The organism is Streptomyces sp. NPDC058701 (assembly GCF_042715295.1).
Taxonomy (GTDB): domain Bacteria; phylum Actinomycetota; class Actinomycetes; order Streptomycetales; family Streptomycetaceae; genus Streptomyces.
The window spans coordinates 287,427-303,592 of the sequence record NZ_JBHXSY010000003.1; the positions used below are offsets into that span (position 1 = coordinate 287,427).

The following is a 16,166-nucleotide window of genomic DNA, read 5'->3' on the forward strand; positions in this document are numbered from 1 at the left end:
CCGGAACCGCCCCAGTCACCGGAAACGACCGAGCAGCCGAACCCGCCGGACCAGACAGTGGAGATCCCCTGATGACGAACCCCGCCGAGAGACTCGTCGACCTGCTCGACCTGGAGCAGATCGAGGTCAACATCTTCCGCGGCGCCAGCCCGCAGGAGTCCCTCCAGCGGGTCTTCGGCGGCCAGGTCGCCGGACAGGCGCTGGTCGCCGCGGGGCGCACCACCGAGAGCGACCGTCCCGTCCACTCGCTGCACGCGTACTTCCTGCGCCCCGGCATTCCCGGGGTGCCGATCGTGTACCAGGTGGAACGGGTGCGCGACGGGCGGTCCTTCACCACTCGCCGGGTCACCGCGGTCCAGCAGGGCAAGACGATCTTCAATCTCACCGCCTCCTTCCACCATCCGGAGGAGGGCGGCATCGAACACCAGCTGCCGCCCCGCCTCGACTTCCCCCACCCGGACACCCTCCCGAAGGTCGCGGACGAGATCCGCGAGCACCTGGGGGCCCTCCCCGAGGCGCTGGAGCGGATGGCCCGCCGCCAGCCCTTCGACATCCGTTACGTGGACCGGCTCCGCTGGACTCCGGAGGATCTCAAGGACGCCGATCCGCGCAGCGCGGTGTGGATGCGCGCCGTCGGCCCGCTGGGCGACGACCCGCTCGTGCACACCTGCGCCCTCACCTACGCCAGTGATATGACCCTCCTGGACGCCGTGCGCATCCCGGTGGAGCCCCTCTGGGGGATGCGCGGTTTCGACATGGCGAGCCTCGACCACGCCATGTGGTTCCACCGGCCGTTCCGGGCGGACGAGTGGTTCCTGTACGACCAGGAATCGCCCATCGCCCACGGCGGCCGCGGTCTGGCCCGAGGCCGCATCTACGACGTGGAGGGCAGGCTGCTGGTCTCCGTCGTCCAGGAGGGCCTCTTCCGTCCGTACGCGCCGAAGCCGACCGCGTCGGCTCCTGTGTCCACCGTCTCCGAAGCCCCTCCCGAGAACTGAGCACGCTCATGCCCACCCCGGCCCACCCCTGCCCCTGCGGGCTGCCCGACGCCTACCCGGAGTGCTGCGGCCGCTTCCACTCCGGTGACCGGCGGGCCCCCACCGCCGAGCGGCTGATGCGCTCCCGGTTCAGCGCCTTCGCCGTCGGCGACACCGCCTACCTGCTGCGCTCCTGGCATCCCTCGACCCGGCCGGGCCGGCTCGACCTGGACCCCGAACAGCGCTGGGACCGGCTGGAGATCCTGGCCACCGAGCGCGGCGGGATGTTCGAGACGGAGGGCTCGGTGGAGTTCCGGGCGCACTACCGCGAGGGCCGGCACACCGGTTCCCTGCACGAGCACAGCGCCTTCGCCCGGGAGGACGGGGCCTGGGTCTACGTCGGCCCCCTCTCCCCCGTCGACTTCGACTGACCGCGGGCGCCGGCCAGGGCGAAGTCCAGGCTGGTGCGGTACCAGTGGACCTCGTCCGGCGGCTCCGCCCGCAGCAGCCGCTCCGCCACGGCGGCGGCCGCGGGAGCCTGCGGGTGGCCGTACGGCGGGGGCGGGGCGAGCGCGGCCAGCACGATGCGCTCCGCAGGATCGGGAACGGCGTCGCGCACGTCGTCCTCCGGCAGTACGGAGGCCAGCACGGCCGCCCGTTCCCACGGATCCGCGGTCCGTCTCAGCAGCAGCCCCACGTGCCGGCCGCGCCACGTGCGCGGCCGCAGGTCCGCCCCGGCCGCCATCAGCTCCCGGTCGGCCGGGGGCGCGCTCCCGCGCAGCATCCCCGGTTCCCGGGCGGCGAACTGCCGCAGCTCTCCGGCCAGGTAGAGCCAGACCACCGCCCGGTAGCGGTTGATCCGGTAGCCGACGGGGACGACGTGCCCGCACCGCGCGAGCCGGGTGAACCGGCTCGGTCCGACGCCCAGCACCGCCGCCGCGGCCTCCGCACCGGCCACGGTCTCCAGCCGTTCGCGCAGTACGGCCGGTGTCCCCTCGGCGGCCCGGGCCCGGTCCAGTTCGGCCCGGGCGTACCGTGCGGCTCCCCCGGCGGCGGGCGGGCCCGCCCGTACGATCCCGAGCTGGACGGCCCGGGCGAACTCGCTGCGGCTCAGGCCCAGTTCCCCGGCGGCCTGCACTCCGCCCACCGACGGCCCGGCACGTCCCTCCGCCTGCGCGGCCGCGGTCACGGCCCCGTCCCCGGAGACGGCCGCGGCCACGTCCACGTCCTCAGCCGCCCCTCCTGCCACACCGACGGCCACATCGACGGGCACATCGACGGCCACATCCTCTTCGCGTACGGCCCCAGTCCCCATGCGCATCATCACGGTCCTCCCCCACGAGCGGTGATTACTCTCTGTGAAGACCGTAACTCAGTGCCACGACACCGCACGACGCCTGTGGAAAACCTCCGGGCACATCCGCCCCGAGGACCGCCGGTTCAGCCGCCGGTCAGTCGCCGCTCCGCGACCCCCAGGTGTTCCCCCACCCGGTTGACCAGCAGTGTCATTTCGTAGGCGACCTGGCCGATGTCGGCCTCGGAGGCGCTCAGCACGCACAGGCAGCTGCCCGCGCCCGCCGACATCACGAACAGGACCCCCTCGTCGTACTCCACCATCGTCTGCCGGACCTCCCCGGCACGGAAGTGCCGGCCCGAGCCCTTGGCCAGGCTCTGCAGGCCGGCCGCGACGGCTGCCAGGTGCTCCGCGTCCTCGCGTGCCAGTCCCGCGCTCGCGCCCGTCACCAGGCCGTCGTTGGACAGCACCACCGCGTGTCGCACCTGCTGGACCCTGCGCGTCAGGTCGTCCAGCAGCCAGTCGAGCTGCTTGTCCAGTGCCATTTCGAGCCCCTCCCGTGGGCGCCGCCGCCGTGGTCGCGCCCCACCCCGCGTAGTCGTGCCGCCAGCCTTCCCCACCAGCGCCTTTCCGACAAGGAGGATGTCCCCATGGCGAAGAAGATGACGCAAGAGGAATGGCGGGCTTTCGCCTCGCATTCCACCCGTACCGGCAAACTCTCCACCGTCCGCGAGGACGGCAGTCCGCACATTGCCCCCGTCTGGTTCGTGCTCGACGGCGACTCCTTCGTGTTCAACACGGGAAAGGACACCGTCAAGGGGCGGAACCTGGCCCGCGACGGCCGCGTCGCGCTGTGTGTCGACGACGACCGGCCTCCGTTCGCGTACGTCGTGCTCCAGGGCCGTGCCGAGATCAGCGAGCACGCCGACGACCCGGAGGCGATGCTCGCCTGGGCGACCAGGATCGGCGCCCGCTACATGGGCGAGGAGCGCGGCGAAGCCTTCGGCCGTCGCAACGCCGTCCCGGGCGAGCTCCTCGTCCGGGTCCCGATCGACAAGGTGATCGCCACAGCGGGAGTGGCGGACTGAGGAGCGCCCCGTCGGAGCACCGCGGCGCTCCGGCGCCCTTCGGCCGGGCGGCGGCGGACGGCGACGGGCGGGCGACGGTCGGCGACCCGTGGGCGGCGGGCCGGCTCACACCGGGTCGGCCTGCGGCTCCACCGAGTCGAGCAGCCGGGCCGTGTGGACCCGTCCCGCGTACTCGACCAGCCTGATCAGCACTTCCTTCCCCGAGTCCTTGTCCCGCGCGTCGCACAGCAGGACCGGCGTGCCCTGGTTCAGGTCCAGCGCCCGCGATACGTCGTGCGCTCCGTACCGGCGCGCGTCCGAGAAGCAGTTGACGGCGACGACGAACGGGATGCGCCGGTGCTCGAAGTAGTCGACCGCCGGGAAGCAGTCCTCCAGCCGTCGTGTGTCGGCGAGCACCACGGCGCCGAGCGCACCCTGCGACAGCTCGTCCCACAGGAACCAGAAGCGGTCCTGCCCCGGCGTCCCGAACAGGTACAGCGACAGCCCGGACCGGATGGTGATCCGCCCGAAGTCCATGGCCACGGTCGTGGTCGTCTTCTGGTCCACCCCGTCCGTGTCGTCGATCAGTTCGCCCGCCTCGCTCAGCGCCTCCTCGGTCCGCAGCGGGCGGATCTCGCTCACGGCGCCCACCAGCGTGGTCTTCCCCACCCCGAAACCGCCGGCCACCAGGATCTTCAGCGCCAGAGCGGCCAGTTCCCCGTCGTCGTCGGGACCGGTGTCCGCGGCGGCGTCCCAGGGGTCGGTGTCCGGGGCCCGGTGCGCGGAACCGTCGTCCCCGGGACCGGTGTTCCGGACCCGATCCCCGGACCCGTCGTCGTGTCGTCCCATCACAGCGCTCGCAATCCGTCGATGACTTCACGCAGAATCCGCTCGTCCGGCAGCTGGGCCGGCGGCACCGGTCTGCTGACCTTGACGTGCCCGCCCTCCAGCAGGTCGCCGAGGAGGACCCGCACCACGCCCACCGGCAGGTCGGCGTCGGCGGCCAGCTCCGCCACCGACTGGGTCTCGGACCGGCAGAGCCGGAGCAGGGACCGGTGTTCGGGACCGAGGAGCGCCTCGGTGTCCGCGTCGGTTCCCTCCGGGTCCACGACGACCAGCGCGATCAGGTCGAAGCGCACCCCGTGGGGTCCCGGCTTCGTACGTCCACCGGTCATGGCGTAGGGCCGGACCAGCGGGCCCGCGTCCGCGTCGTACCACTGGCCGTTCACGTCCCGGGCCGCCCTCAGCCGGCGGCCGGCGGGCGAGCCGCGAGCCGGGCCGGGGTGTAGAGGTGCTCGCCGACCTGCTTGACCAGCCGGGCCATCTCGTAGGCGATGAGGCCGATGTCCGCGGTCGCGGCGCTGAGGACGGCCAGGCACGAGCCGTCCCCGGCAGCCGCCACGAACAGAAATCCCTCGTCCATCTCCACCATCGTCTGTCGCACGCCCCCGGCGTGGAAGTGCCGGCCCGCGCCCTTGGCCAGGCTGTGGAAGCCGGAGGCCACGGCGGCCAGGTGCTCCGCGTCCTCCCGGCTCAGCGCACTGGAGGCGCCGACCGCCAGCCCGTCGTTGGACAGGACCACAGCGTGCCGGACTTCACGGACCCGCATCACCAGGTCGTCCAGGAGCCAGTCCAGTTCGCCGGACCTGCGGGCTCCGCCGAGGTCGCTTCTCTTGTGTTCGATCATCGTTCTTCTCCTTCACTGACGGCGTGGGAGGCGTTCTCACGGGACCCCCGGACCCATCCGTCCCGGTAGGCCGCCATCCGGTCCCGGACCTGTTCCGGGCTGCGGCCCGGCGGGTCCTCGGGGCCGCCGGCGCCTGCCGGGACCTTGGGCTCGGGAGCCTCGCGCAGCTGCGGTACCAGACTGGCCTGGCGCACGCGGCGCGGCAGTTCCGTCACCGAGGCGTCCGGAACGTCCCGGACGCCCTGCGGTCCGCCCCCCGTGTCGGCCGGCGTACGGCTGGCCGCACCACCGGGGGTGCGTGGCCGGAGCGGCGCCACCGGGGCGGGGCGCGGCCGCGGCGCGGGCGGCGGCCCCGGCGCGGCGGGGGTCCGGCCCGGGAGCGGGGCCGCGTACGGCTCCTCCCGGACGGCCGGGGGCCGCGCCTCCTCCGGTACGGCGGTGGCCCGCGGCCCCTCCCGTACGGCCGGGGCGGACGGCGGCTGCTCCGCGGCGGAGCGGGCGGCAGGCGGCTCCTGGGTTTCCGGTGCGGGGGCGCCGGGCGTGAGGGCGCCCTGGAGCAGGGAGTTCGGCAGGAGCACCACGGCAGTGGTCCCTCCGTAGGGTGAGGTGCGCAGGTGGACCCGGATCCCGTGGCGGGCCGAGAGGCGGCTGACCACGAAGAGGCCGAGCCGGTCGCTGTCGAAGAGGTCGAGCGCCTCGGACTGCTCGATGCGGCGGTTGGCGTCGTCCAGGGCGCCGCGGCCCATGCCCAGACCGCGGTCCTCGACCTCCAGGACGTAGCCGGCGCCGACGGGCTCGCCGCTGACCCGCACCTTGGTGTGCGGCGGGGAGAACTGGGTGGCGTTCTCGATGAGCTCGGCGAGCAGGTGGGTGAGGTCGGCTACGGCGCCGCCGACGACGGCAGCCTCGGCGAGCTGGCGCACCTCGACCCGCGGGTAGTCCTCGATCTCGGAGACCGCGGCCCGGACGACGTTGGTGAGGGGGATCGGCATGCGCCAGGCGCGTCCCGGTGCGGCTCCCGACAGGATGATCAGGCTTTCGGCGTGGCGGCGCATCCGGGTGGTGAGGTGGTCGAGCCGGAAGAGGTCGCCGAGTTCGCCGGGGTCGTCGGCGCGGCGTTCCATGGAGTCGAGCAGGGTGAGCTGTTTGTGGACGAGGACCTGGCTGCGGCGGGCCAGGTTGACGAACACGCCGGAGACCCCGCTGGCGAGTTCGGCCCGCTCGACGGCGGCGCGGAGCGCGGCCCGGTGGACGGTGGCCAGGGCCTCCCCGACCTGGGTGATCTCGTCGTCGGCGGGGGCGCCGGGCGGGGTCTCCGCGGCGACGTCGATCTCCTCGCCGGCGCGCAGCCGGTCCATCGCCTCCGGGAGTTTGCGGCGGGCGATCTCCAGGGCGGTGTTGCGCAGCGAGACCAGTTCCACCACCAGCGCCCGCCCGATGCGGACCGAGATGACGAGGGAGGCGGCGACGGCGGCGAGGCCGAGCAGTACGGCGGCGCCGGCCGCGCTGAGCGCTCCCCCGGCGAACGGGTCCGCGCGGTCGGCGGCGGCGGTGCGCGCCGCTTCGCCGATCTCCCGCATCGAGGCGCCGACGGAGGCGTGGGCGGCCTCCCATCCGGCGGGCGGCCCTTGGGCCTCGCGGGCGGTGCCGACGGCCAGCGCCCGGTCCTCGGCGCCGGTGAGGTCGGCGTAGACGGCGCTCTCGGCGACGGCCTGCCAGGAGGCCCGCCGGCCGGCGGGGAGGTCGCGGGCGGCGGAGTCGGTGAGGATGCGGCGGGCCTCGACGGCGCTGGTCAGCTGCCGAAGCGTTTCGGCGGTGCGCTGGCCCGGCAGGGCGAACAGGGCGTCCTCCCGGGACAGCAGTTCCGCGGCACGGTCGAATTCGAGGAGGACCCGTGCGTCGGGACCGAGTTCGGCGTCCTCGCCCCCGGTGAGGGCCCCGCCCACGGCCAGGGCGGCGTCGACGGCCCGGGTGTACGCCTGGTGGGCGGCCTCGGGCTTGGTGCGCCGGCCGGCGATGTCCTCGCGGCCGGGCGCCAGGGCCTCGGCGGCGACGACGAACGCGCCGAGGCGCGCCACGATGTCGGCGCGGTGGCCGCCGGAGTCGGCGACGGTGTGCCGGTCGCCGAGCCGCAGCCGCCGGACGGCGCCGTCGGTGCGGCGGGCCTGCTGGTCGAGGGCGGCCCGCTGGTCGGCGGCGGGGTCGGCGAGCAGGCGTACGGCGATGCGCCGCTCGGCCTGGAGCTCGATGACGGCGGCCGCGACGGGCGTGCGTATCTCGGCGTCGATGCGCTGGACCCGGCTGAGGCGGGCGATGTCCTGGGCGGTGCTGACGGTCGCGAAGCCCCAGAGTGCGAGGAGGGAGACGACCGGGACCATCAGCAGCGAGACGATCTTCGCCCGGACGGTACGGGGCCGCAGGCGCAGCCGGGGCCGGTACCCCTGCGCGCCGGCCGGACCGGGGCGGCCGTACGGGGAGGGCCCGGGCGGGGCCGGCTCCTCGGCGGGGGGCCCGGCGTGCGCCCGGCGTCCGCGGGCCGGGGGCGCGGGCAGCCGCTGCGCCGCTGCTTCCGGTTTTCTGCGGGGTGTGCGCATGGGCTCCTCGTTCCGGGGCGGTGCCTGCGGGTGCGGCGGTGCGGGCTGCGGTGTCGGGGCGGTGCGGTGCGGTGCGGTGTCGGGGCGGTGCGGGCTGCGGTGTCGGGGCGGTGCGGTGGCTGCGGACGGTGCCGTCGGCGCGGTGGCCGCGCCGCCCGCTCAGTGCGCGACGGCCCGCTCCCCCGGGTTCTGGGCGGAGGCGGAGGCGGCGCGTTCGTCGGCCGTGGGAGAGAGCGCGACGAAGGCGGCTGTGATGAACAGGTAGGAACCGAGCCCGACCGCGAGCGGGAAGATGAACTGGGTGGCGGTGGCCCCGGACAGGGCCGCCTCCGAGGGGATGACCTTGACGGCGACGGCCAGCATCCCGGTGTAGTGCATGCTGCTGACGGCGGCCCCCATGACGAGCGAGGCGCCGGCCACGGCCAGCGGCGACCTGATGTTGAGCGCGGCCCACAGCGCGGCGGTGGAGGCGATCACGGCGATGGCGACGGACAGCCCGACGGCGAGCGGGTCGTAGGAGACCTCGCCGTGCAGGCGCAGGGCCGCCATGCCCAGGTAGTGCATGCTGGCGACGCCCAAGCCGGTGGTGAGGCCGCCCAGGACGAGGGCCCGGCGGGGGCTCCTGCCGTACCCGACGGCGAAGATCCCGGCGCCGACGACCGCCATAGCGACGAGGAGGCTGAGGATGGTCAGCGGCACGTTGTAGTGGATTTCGGTGCCGATGACCTCGAAGCCCAGCATCGCGACGAAGTGCATCGTCCAGATGCCGGTGCCGATGGCGGAGGCGGCGGCGAGGAGCCAGTTGCGGCGGGAGGTGCCCGTCGCGGCGAGCGCGCGGACGGTGCAGCGCAGGCCGAGGGCGGCGCCGATCGATGCCATCACGTATGACAGCGCGGGTGTCAGCCAGCCGTAGGCGGCGTGGTCCAGGTGTCCCATGGCCACCGGACGCTAGTCCGGGTGAGGGCGCGAACAGGGAGCGCATTTCGAAAGCCGCTGGAACTGCTGGAATATGACAGAGATACGTTTGTCTTCGATCACGCGGCGTACCACCTTGCGCACGGTCCGCGCGCGCCCGCGCCGACCGCCGTGGGGGATCATGGGCGCATGAGCGAAGACCACACACACGTACAGGAGTTCTTCGGCGCGCGCGCCGCGGACTGGGACCGAAAGTTCCCCGGCGACGGGCCCGCCTTCGTGACGGCCGTGGCCGAATTCGGACTGCGGCCGGGCGACCGGGTGCTCGACGCGGGCTGCGGCACCGGACGGGCGCTGCCCGCCCTGCGCGCGGCCGTGGGCCCCTCCGGTACGGTGCTCGGCGCCGACCTGACCCCGCAGATGCTGGCCGCCGCCCGGCGGGCCGGACGGGCGGCCGACGGCGCGCTGCTGCTCGCGGACGTCGCCCGGCTGCCGCTGCGCGTGGGATGCCTGGACGCGGTGTTCGCGGCCGGTCTCATCGCCCACCTGCCCGACCCGGGGGCGAACCTGCGCGAGCTGGCCCGGGTGGTCCGCCCCGGCGGCGGGCTCGCACTGTTCCACCCGATCGGGCGGGCCGCCCTGGCCGCGCGCCACGGCCGCGACCTCACCCCGCAGGACATGCGGGCCGAGCCCAACCTCCGCCCGTTGCTCGCTGGTTCGGGCTGGGACATGACCTCGTACGCCGACGAGGACGACCGCTACCTGGTGCTGGCCGTACGTCGCGCGTGAGCGGGCCGGTGCGCCGGCCCGCTCAGCCGCGGGGTGGACGCCTGGCGGGGCCGCGCGCAGCGGGGTCGGCGCACGGTCTCGTACGTCGACCCCGCGCCCGGGACGCGCGGACGCACCCGGGATCACGCCGGAGGCTGGGCCTCGGCTCCGGAGGGCCGGCGGGGATGCGGTATGGGGCAGCCGCCCGTGCCGGGCACGGGAAACGTGCCGAGCTCGCCCACGTCGTAGCCATCGGGGTAGCTCTTGATCTCCGGGTTCTGGCGGGCGTGGTGCGGGGCCCGACGCGGCGGCAGTAGCCGTACGGCGCGACCGCGCAGCCGCAGGGCGCCGCGAACCAGCCGCCGGACGCCCGCGTTCGGCCGCCCGTAGCGGAAGGCGTCCAGCAGGGCATCGTCCAGGAGGGCGAGGCCGGCGCCGCGCACGGCGGGGGCCAGCGGCGCCGGGTACCAGGAGGCCATCAGGCCGAGGGTGGAGTCGGCGACCTTGCGTCCGCCCTCGTGCCAGCCGAAGTGGGCCCTCTCGTAGGCGTCCATCGTGGCCTCGAACTCCTCGAAGGAGTCCGGGATGTCCGTGATGCCCAGGTGTCGGCCGAGGTGACCGTAGTAGTTGGCCGAAGCCCTGCGCTCGTGGTGGGTCAGCGGGCGCCATCCGTACGCGTCCAGCCAGCGCGCCGGAACCACCACGAACGTGCACAGGACGTAGCGCATGTCGTCGCCGGAGATGTCGTAGCTGCGGTGCATCTGGTTGACGCGTCGGATCGCGGTGCGCGCGGTGTCGCTCTCGAAGCCGTGCTCCACGACCGCGTCGAGGAGCAGCGCGGTGTCGTCGTAGCGCCGCTGGGCCCGGTCGGTGAACTCCGCGGTCTCGGCCAGGAGACGGCCGATGGAGGGGACCGCGTAGGTGCGGAAGAGGGCGAGTTCCAGGGCCCGGGCGAAGTCCCAGGGGAATTCGTAGGTGGTGGTGAGCCGGTAGATGGCGAGGAAGTCCTGGTCGGGATCGAGCCGGAGGATCTCCCTCAGCCGGTCGTATCGCTGCACCGGATGTCCCTTTCTGTGGCGGGCTCCCAACTCTACGTGCAGGTAGCTGCCTTGGAAATCGTCACCCGAAGGCTCTCGACGGGCGGGTTACCCGCTGGTTAGGGTGCGCCGACGAGAGAGCTACCGGGAGGCCAGGTGTCCGACGACGAGGGTGGCGGCTCGCTGTACGTGCTGACCGCCGTACTGATGACCCCCGCACAGTTCCCGAGCGTCCTGGGCGACGACTTCCCCGAGGCGTGCGCGCTGCTGGGCGTGGCGCCGGCGCGGGCCGGATACGGGCTGGTGCTCGGCCAGGACGAGGAGGGCGCACGCTGGACGGTCGTCGTGGACGACGTCTCGCTGGTCGCCGCCGCCATCGCGTCCTGGGACTGCGGAATGGAGTACGACCTGTCGCCCGACGAGCGGACGATCGTCGCCTCTCTGGCGGGCTGGCCGCTGGCGCTGTCGGTGGCGGCCTCGGGGATCCCGGAGCCGCACGACCCCGAGCAGGGCGCGGACGGCACCGGGCGGGTGCCGCTGGCGCCGCCCTCGGCCGAGGCCTGGGGGCCGGTCCAGCGCCGGATGGGCGCGGACCAGATCGCCCGGGAGTGGGCGGACTGGCGCGAGCGCGAGGCGACGGACGGCGGCGCGGCCGCCGCGGCGCATCCGGGGCTGGCCCGGGCACTGGAGGAGGCCGCCGGGTACACCCGGACCCCGCCACCGCCCGGCCGGGTGCGGTCATCGTTCGCGGGCGAGGGGGCCCGGACGCTGCGGGCGGACGGGCCCGGCTGGTCGCTGGTGGCCCGGACCGGCGACGCGGCGTTCGTCCTCCTGGACGAGGAGCCGGGCGAGGTGCTCGCGGTCCCCCGCGAGATGCGGCCGGAACTCCCGGAACTGCTGGGGGCCTTGGACCGCATGGCGGCCCGCCCTGCCTGACCTCGCGACGGGCCCTCGGAACGACCCTCGCGACCGAACGGCTCGCGGGATGCGGACCGGGGGCCGGGGAGGCCTGGGGGCCCGGCGCGACTCCTGGCAGCGTCTCGTGCGTTGCCGGACGTCGTGTGGAGGCCGGTAGCCGGTGGCCGGTGTCAGCGGCCGATCTGCTTCCGGGATATACCCCGGAGGCGACGGCGCTGGGAGGAGTCCAGCAGGAGGTAGGCGGCAGCGGGTACACCGATCAGGACCAGCAGTCCCGCCCAGAACCCGACCGACCAGAACAACACGATGGCTGCCACGACTCCGGCAACCGCGACCTTTCCGCTCGTGGACATCTGCGGACACCTCCTTCTGTCGTCGACCACTACCCCCTCAACGCGCCGCCGCGACCCCTCGTTCCCCGACGCGCGAACCGGCCGGAAAGTGACCCGGGTCACGGCCCGGACGGAGCCTTCCCGGGGTCCGGGTGGGGTACTCTCGGCCACTCTGAATTCGGTAGTCAAGTTTGAGGAATGCGTGCTTCCTGAGATCTCCGGCCTCGATCACCTCCTCCACTGCTCGGCCGTGTTCCTTCCCGACGACCCCGCGCGGTGCGGCAGGATCGCGCTCTGGCACCCGGATGGCGGGGCTCCGCGCCTCGGGGCCGGTTCGCAGGACGGAGCCGGGGCCGGGGCAGCGGCCGGAGCAGGCGCCGGAGTCGGGACCGGTGCCATTGCCGGTGCCGGTCGGTTCGAGTCGCTGACCGTCGTCACGCCCGACCTGCGCCGCACCGCCGTGACCGCGCTCGTCCTGCCCGTCGGCGAGGCCCTGCCGCTGCTCACCCGGGCCCGGGCCGCCCTGTTCGGCGCGGAGTCCCCGCCCGATCGCGGCGGCCCCTCCCACCCCGGTTCCGCCACGGCCTTCTGGGGCGCGGCCGCCCTGCTGGCCCTCGGGTTCGCGGCCCGCGGGCAGCTGCTGCCCGGCCTCAGTCCCGGGGGCCGTGACGCCTGGCGGATCGGGCCACTCGCGCCCGCCGATCTGGACGCGGTCCGGGAACTCGCCGCCGCCATGCCCCCCGGTGCCCACTGCGTGCCCCTGACCGCGGACGGACCGCTGAGGCTCCCCGCCCCGGAACCCCTGCTCCGGGCCTTCCTCGACGCCGTCGCGGACACCCTGCCCCGTTCCCCCGCCGCGCCCGCCGCCGCCGGCGGGCCCGCCTACGCCGCCCGGGAGCCACGGCTCCAGCCGGGCCTGCGCGACTGGGCCGCCGAGGTGGCCGCCGGGCACGACGCGGGCGTACGGATCTCGCTGCGGATCGAGCTCGTCGAAACCCCCGAGGCGTACGTCGAATCCCCCGACGAGGGCGCCGATGCCGACGACCGCAACGCCGCCTCCTCCTTCCGCGCCGTCCTCCAGATGCACAGCCTGGCCGACGCCGCCCTGGTGGCCGACGCCGCCGACGTGTGGGCCGGGGCCGGGGCCGCCGCGGCCGCCTTCCCGCCGCGGGCCCGGATGGACGCCCTGCGCGCGCTGCGCCGCGCCGCGCGGCTGTGGCCCGCGCTCGACCCCTTGCTGGGCGCGGCCGTGCCGGACGCCGTCGGGCTCGCCGACGAGGAGGTCGCCGAACTGCTCGGGGCGGCTTCGCGCGCCCTGGCCGCCGAGGGGGTGCAGGTGCACTGGCCGCGCGGGTTCGCCCGTACCCTCACCGTCCGCGCTGTCGTCGGAGCGCCGGAACCCCCCGGTTCCACGGGCCCCGCGGACCGCACCGGCCCCGGCACCGGCCCTGGCACCGGCACCGCCCCTCCCCCGTCCACGCCCTCCACGCCCTCCGGACTGCTCTCCCCCGACGCTCTGCTCTCCTTCGGCTGGCGCTACACGCTCGGCGGCGGCCAGGGCGACCTGACCCCCGCCGAGCTCGACCGGCTCGCCGAGGCCAAGCGCCCCCTGGTCCGGCTGCGCGACCAGTGGGTCCTGATCGATCCCGCCGAGGCCCGCCGGGCCCGCGCCCGGCGCGACGGCAAGGTCTCCGGCGCGGACGCGCTGGCGGCCGTGCTCACCGGCTCGGCGGACCTGGACGGCAGACCGGTACCGGTCGAGGCCACGGGCGCCCTCGCACAGCTGCGGGCGCGGCTCACCGCCGACCCGTCGGGGGACGAGGGTCCCGACGCACCGCCGGAACTGCGGGCCGTCCTGCGCGACTACCAACTGCGCGGCCTGCGCTGGCTGGCCCGGATGACCTCGCTCGGCCTCGGCGCCTGCCTGGCCGACGACATGGGCCTCGGCAAGACCGTCACCCTCATCGCCCTCCACCTCCACCGCAACGCCCCGGAGCGGCCGGCCACCGCCGGGCCGACGCTCGTGGTGTGCCCGGCCTCGCTGCTGGGCAACTGGCAGCGGGAGATCGAGAAGTTCGCGCCGGGCACCCCGGTACGCCGTTTCCACGGCCCGGGGCGCAACCTCGCCGGTGTCACCGGCGGGTTCGTCCTGACCACGTACGGCACGATGCGCCTGGACGCGGCCACGCTCGCGGCCGCCCGCTGGGGCATGGTCGTCGCCGACGAGGCCCAGCACGTCAAGAACCCGCACTCCTCGACCGCCAAGGCCCTGCGCACCATCCCGTCCTCCGCCCGCGTGGCGCTGACCGGAACGCCCGTCGAGAACAACCTCTCCGAGCTGTGGGCCGTCCTCGACTGGACCACGCCCGGGCTCCTCGGCCGCCTCGGCACCTTCCGCAGCCGCTACGCCGACCCCGTCGAGAGCGGGCGCGACCCCAGGGCGGCCGCCCGACTGGGCGCGCTCGTCCGGCCGTTCCTGCTGCGCCGCAAGAAGTCCGACCCCGGGATCGCGCCCGAGCTGCCGCCCAAGACCGAGACCGACCACGCCGTCGCCCTCAGTCCGGCGCAGGCCGCGCTGTACGAGGCCGTCGTGCGCGAGACGCTCGCCTCGATCGCGGAGGCGGACGGCATGGAGCGGCGCGGCCTGGTGGTCAAGCTGCTCACCTCCCTCAAGCAGATCTGCAACCACCCCGCGCAGTACCTGCACGGGCACGGCGCGGGTCCCACGGGCGCCGCGGGCGGACGTTCCGGGAAGCTGGAACTCCTCGACGAGCTGCTGGACACGATCCTCGCCGAGGGCGGCTCGGTCCTCGTGTTCACCCAGTACGTGGCCATGGCCAGGATCCTGGAGACGCACCTCGCCGGGCGCGGGATCGCCGCACAGCTGCTGCACGGGGGGACGCCGGTGCCGCGCCGTGAGGAGCTGGTCGACCGCTTCCAGGACGGGCAGGTGCCCGTGTTCCTGCTGTCCCTCAAGGCGGCCGGCACCGGACTGAACCTGACCCGGGCCGGACACGTCGTCCACTACGACCGCTGGTGGAACCCGGCCGTCGAGGAACAGGCCACGGACCGCGCCTACCGCATCGGCCAGACCCAGCCCGTACAGGTCCACCGGATCATCGCCGAAGGCACCGTCGAGGACCGCATCGCCGAAATGCTGGCCCGCAAGCGGGCCCTGGCCGACTCCGTCCTCACGGGCGGCGAGGGCGCGCTGACCGAACTGACCGATGCCGAACTGGCCGAGCTCGTGGCACTGCGCCCGGCCGCGGGGAGTGACGGATGAGCAGCAGGGATCCGTACGAGAAGACCTTCGCGGCGCTCCCGCCCACCCCGCCCGGCCGCGGCTTCGCGCACACCTGGTGGGGCCATGCCTGGCTGCGCGCCCTGGAGGACAGCGCCCTGGACGGGGAGCAGGTCAAGAAGGGCCGCCGGTACGCGCGCACCGGCGCGGTGGGGGCGGTCTCGGTGCGCCCGGGCGGGCTGACCGCGGTGGTGCGCGACCGGGACGGGACGGCGCACCGCACCGACGTGCTGGTGCAGGAGTTCACGGAGGCGCAGTGGAACCGGCTGCTCGGGCTCGCGGCGGCCGAGTCGGGGCACATCGCGGCGCTCCTGGACCGGGAGGTGCCGCCGGAACTGGCCGAGGACGCGGCGGAGGCCGGGGTGGAGCTGCTGCCCGGCATCGGGGACCTCGACCCGCGGTGTGACTGCGGGGAGTGGGACCACTGCCCGCACACGGCGGCGCTGTGCTACCAGGTCGCCCGGCTGCTGGACCAGGACCCGTTCGTGCTGCTGCTCCTGCGCGGCCGCGGCGAACGGGCGCTGGTGCACGAGCTGGAGGAACGCAGCGTCGCGGGGGCCGAGGCGGACGACGCCGGCCCGGAACCCGCCGCGGCGGACCCGGCGGGCGTCCCTGCGGCAGCGGCGTACGCGGCCCACGCAGCCCGCACGGCCGCGGCCGCACTGCCCCCGCCGCCCGCCCTGCCGGAGGCGCCGGGCCAGCCGCCGACGCTGGACACGGAGGCCGAGCCGGACGGGCTGGACGTGGACGCGGTGGAGTTCCTGGCACAGGCCGCCGCGACCGAGGCGTACCGGCTGCTGGCACGCGCGCTGGCTCCCGGCCACGCCGAGCGCACCCCGTCGGCCCCGCTGACGCATGCCGAAGACGCCGTACGGCTCACGGCGGAGGCCGGCGACGTCCGGGTGCGGTCCCGCCTGGCGGCGGCTCTCGGCAGGGACCGGGCCGCGATGGAACTGGCCGTACGGGCCTGGGGCTTCGGCCGGGCACCGGCACTCGCGGCGCTGGAGGACGACTGGGCGCCGGACCGGGCGGGACTGGCCCGGGCCCGGGCGGCGCTCACCGCGGCCTGGGCGGACGAAGAGGCACCGGCGCTCCGCCGCGTCCGCGCCCGCTGGACCGCGGCGGACGCCGGGCTGCAGCTCCGGCTGGGCCGGGAGGGCCGCTGGTGGCCGTACCGCCGCGAGGCGGGGCGGTGGGTCCCGGCGGGGCCGTCGGCCCCGGACCCGGCCTCGGCCTGGACGGCGCTGGCCCCGGACTCCCCGTAGAACGGCGCCGC

The 16,166-nt window shown here is 75.1% G+C and carries 16 protein-coding genes; 7 read left to right on the forward strand and 9 right to left on the reverse strand.

Annotated features, from left to right (window positions below; translation table 11 throughout):
- Nucleotides 1-71: 71 nt before the first annotated feature.
- Entirely contained in the window at nt 72-998 is a 927-nt protein-coding gene (locus ACFWW8_RS04740) for an acyl-CoA thioesterase (RefSeq protein ID WP_386523603.1), read from the forward strand.
- 8 nt (nt 999-1,006) lie between these two features.
- Nucleotides 1,007-1,408: a YchJ family protein gene (locus tag ACFWW8_RS04745; RefSeq protein ID WP_386523605.1), complete on the forward strand. Its 402-nt coding sequence runs from the start codon at nt 1,007-1,009 to the stop codon at nt 1,406-1,408.
- On the opposite strand, the gene ACFWW8_RS04750 is transcribed toward ACFWW8_RS04745, so the two are convergent.
- Both ACFWW8_RS04750 and ACFWW8_RS04755 read right to left on the reverse strand, forming a co-directional pair.
- Nucleotides 1,372-2,250 (reverse strand): DUF6397 family protein, encoded by an 879-nt coding sequence (locus ACFWW8_RS04750; protein ID WP_386523607.1) that lies wholly within the window; start codon nt 2,248-2,250, stop codon nt 1,372-1,374. The two genes, ACFWW8_RS04745 and ACFWW8_RS04750, sit on opposite strands and share 37 nt — an antisense overlap.
- 167 nt (nt 2,251-2,417) lie before the next feature.
- Nucleotides 2,418-2,816 carry a roadblock/LC7 domain-containing protein gene (locus ACFWW8_RS04755; protein ID WP_386523610.1) on the reverse strand — a complete coding sequence of 133 codons (399 nt, stop codon included), beginning with the start codon at nt 2,814-2,816 and terminating at the stop codon, nt 2,418-2,420.
- Nucleotides 2,817-2,921: 105 nt separating this feature from the next.
- Here ACFWW8_RS04755 and ACFWW8_RS04760 point away from each other — a divergent pair, with 105 nt between their 5' ends.
- A complete protein-coding gene (locus ACFWW8_RS04760) occupies nt 2,922-3,359 on the forward strand; it encodes a PPOX class F420-dependent oxidoreductase (RefSeq protein ID WP_386523612.1) in 438 nt (145 codons plus the stop codon).
- Nucleotides 3,360-3,464: 105 nt separating this feature from the next.
- Here the strand turns inward: ACFWW8_RS04760 and ACFWW8_RS04765 are convergent, their stop codons facing one another.
- The 5 genes from ACFWW8_RS04765 to ACFWW8_RS04785 all read right to left on the reverse strand — a co-directional run bounded on the left by ACFWW8_RS04765 (nt 3,465) and on the right by ACFWW8_RS04785 (nt 8,555).
- On the reverse strand, nt 3,465-4,187 hold the full coding sequence (locus tag ACFWW8_RS04765; RefSeq protein WP_386523613.1) for an ATP/GTP-binding protein: 723 nt from the start codon (nt 4,185-4,187) through the stop codon (nt 3,465-3,467).
- On the reverse strand, nt 4,187-4,513 hold the full coding sequence (locus ACFWW8_RS04770) for a DUF742 domain-containing protein (protein ID WP_386523732.1): 327 nt from the start codon (nt 4,511-4,513) through the stop codon (nt 4,187-4,189). Before ACFWW8_RS04770 ends, ACFWW8_RS04765 begins: the two co-directional genes overlap by 1 nt.
- 68 nt (nt 4,514-4,581) lie before the next feature.
- The gene (locus ACFWW8_RS04775) at nt 4,582-5,025 is read right to left on the reverse strand and encodes a roadblock/LC7 domain-containing protein (RefSeq protein ID WP_386523615.1); all 444 of its coding nucleotides are present in this window, start codon (nt 5,023-5,025) and stop codon (nt 4,582-4,584) included.
- On the reverse strand, nt 5,022-7,619 hold the full coding sequence (locus ACFWW8_RS04780; RefSeq protein WP_386523618.1) for a nitrate- and nitrite sensing domain-containing protein: 2,598 nt from the start codon (nt 7,617-7,619) through the stop codon (nt 5,022-5,024). The genes ACFWW8_RS04775 and ACFWW8_RS04780 overlap by 4 nt, the downstream gene beginning before the upstream one ends.
- 159 nt (nt 7,620-7,778) lie before the next feature.
- Nucleotides 7,779-8,555 carry an MHYT domain-containing protein gene (locus ACFWW8_RS04785; RefSeq protein WP_386523621.1) on the reverse strand — a complete coding sequence of 259 codons (777 nt, stop codon included), beginning with the start codon at nt 8,553-8,555 and terminating at the stop codon, nt 7,779-7,781.
- Between the two features lie 168 nt (nt 8,556-8,723).
- Between ACFWW8_RS04785 and ACFWW8_RS04790 the strand changes: the two genes are divergently transcribed.
- Nucleotides 8,724-9,323, forward strand: a complete 600-nt coding sequence (locus tag ACFWW8_RS04790; protein WP_386523624.1) for a class I SAM-dependent methyltransferase — start codon at nt 8,724-8,726, stop codon at nt 9,321-9,323.
- Between the two features lie 122 nt (nt 9,324-9,445).
- Here ACFWW8_RS04790 and ACFWW8_RS04795 read toward each other — a convergent pair whose 3' ends face one another.
- The gene (locus ACFWW8_RS04795; protein ID WP_386523627.1) at nt 9,446-10,360 is read right to left on the reverse strand and encodes an oxygenase MpaB family protein; all 915 of its coding nucleotides are present in this window, start codon (nt 10,358-10,360) and stop codon (nt 9,446-9,448) included.
- 135 nt (nt 10,361-10,495) lie between these two features.
- Here ACFWW8_RS04795 and ACFWW8_RS04800 point away from each other — a divergent pair, with 135 nt between their 5' ends.
- Entirely contained in the window at nt 10,496-11,275 is a 780-nt protein-coding gene (locus tag ACFWW8_RS04800) for a hypothetical protein (protein ID WP_386523630.1), read from the forward strand.
- A 152-nt stretch (nt 11,276-11,427) separates the two neighbouring features.
- Here ACFWW8_RS04800 and ACFWW8_RS04805 read toward each other — a convergent pair whose 3' ends face one another.
- Complete coding sequence (locus ACFWW8_RS04805) at nt 11,428-11,610, reverse strand: hypothetical protein (protein WP_386523633.1); 183 nt, start codon at nt 11,608-11,610, stop codon at nt 11,428-11,430.
- 181 nt (nt 11,611-11,791) lie between these two features.
- Here ACFWW8_RS04805 and ACFWW8_RS04810 point away from each other — a divergent pair, with 181 nt between their 5' ends.
- On the forward strand, nt 11,792-14,872 hold the full coding sequence (locus tag ACFWW8_RS04810; protein ID WP_386523635.1) for a DEAD/DEAH box helicase: 3,081 nt from the start codon (nt 11,792-11,794) through the stop codon (nt 14,870-14,872).
- On the forward strand, nt 14,869-16,155 hold the full coding sequence (locus tag ACFWW8_RS04815; protein WP_386523637.1) for an SWF or SNF family helicase: 1,287 nt from the start codon (nt 14,869-14,871) through the stop codon (nt 16,153-16,155). The genes ACFWW8_RS04810 and ACFWW8_RS04815 overlap by 4 nt, the downstream gene beginning before the upstream one ends.
- Nucleotides 16,156-16,166 lie beyond the last annotated feature (11 nt).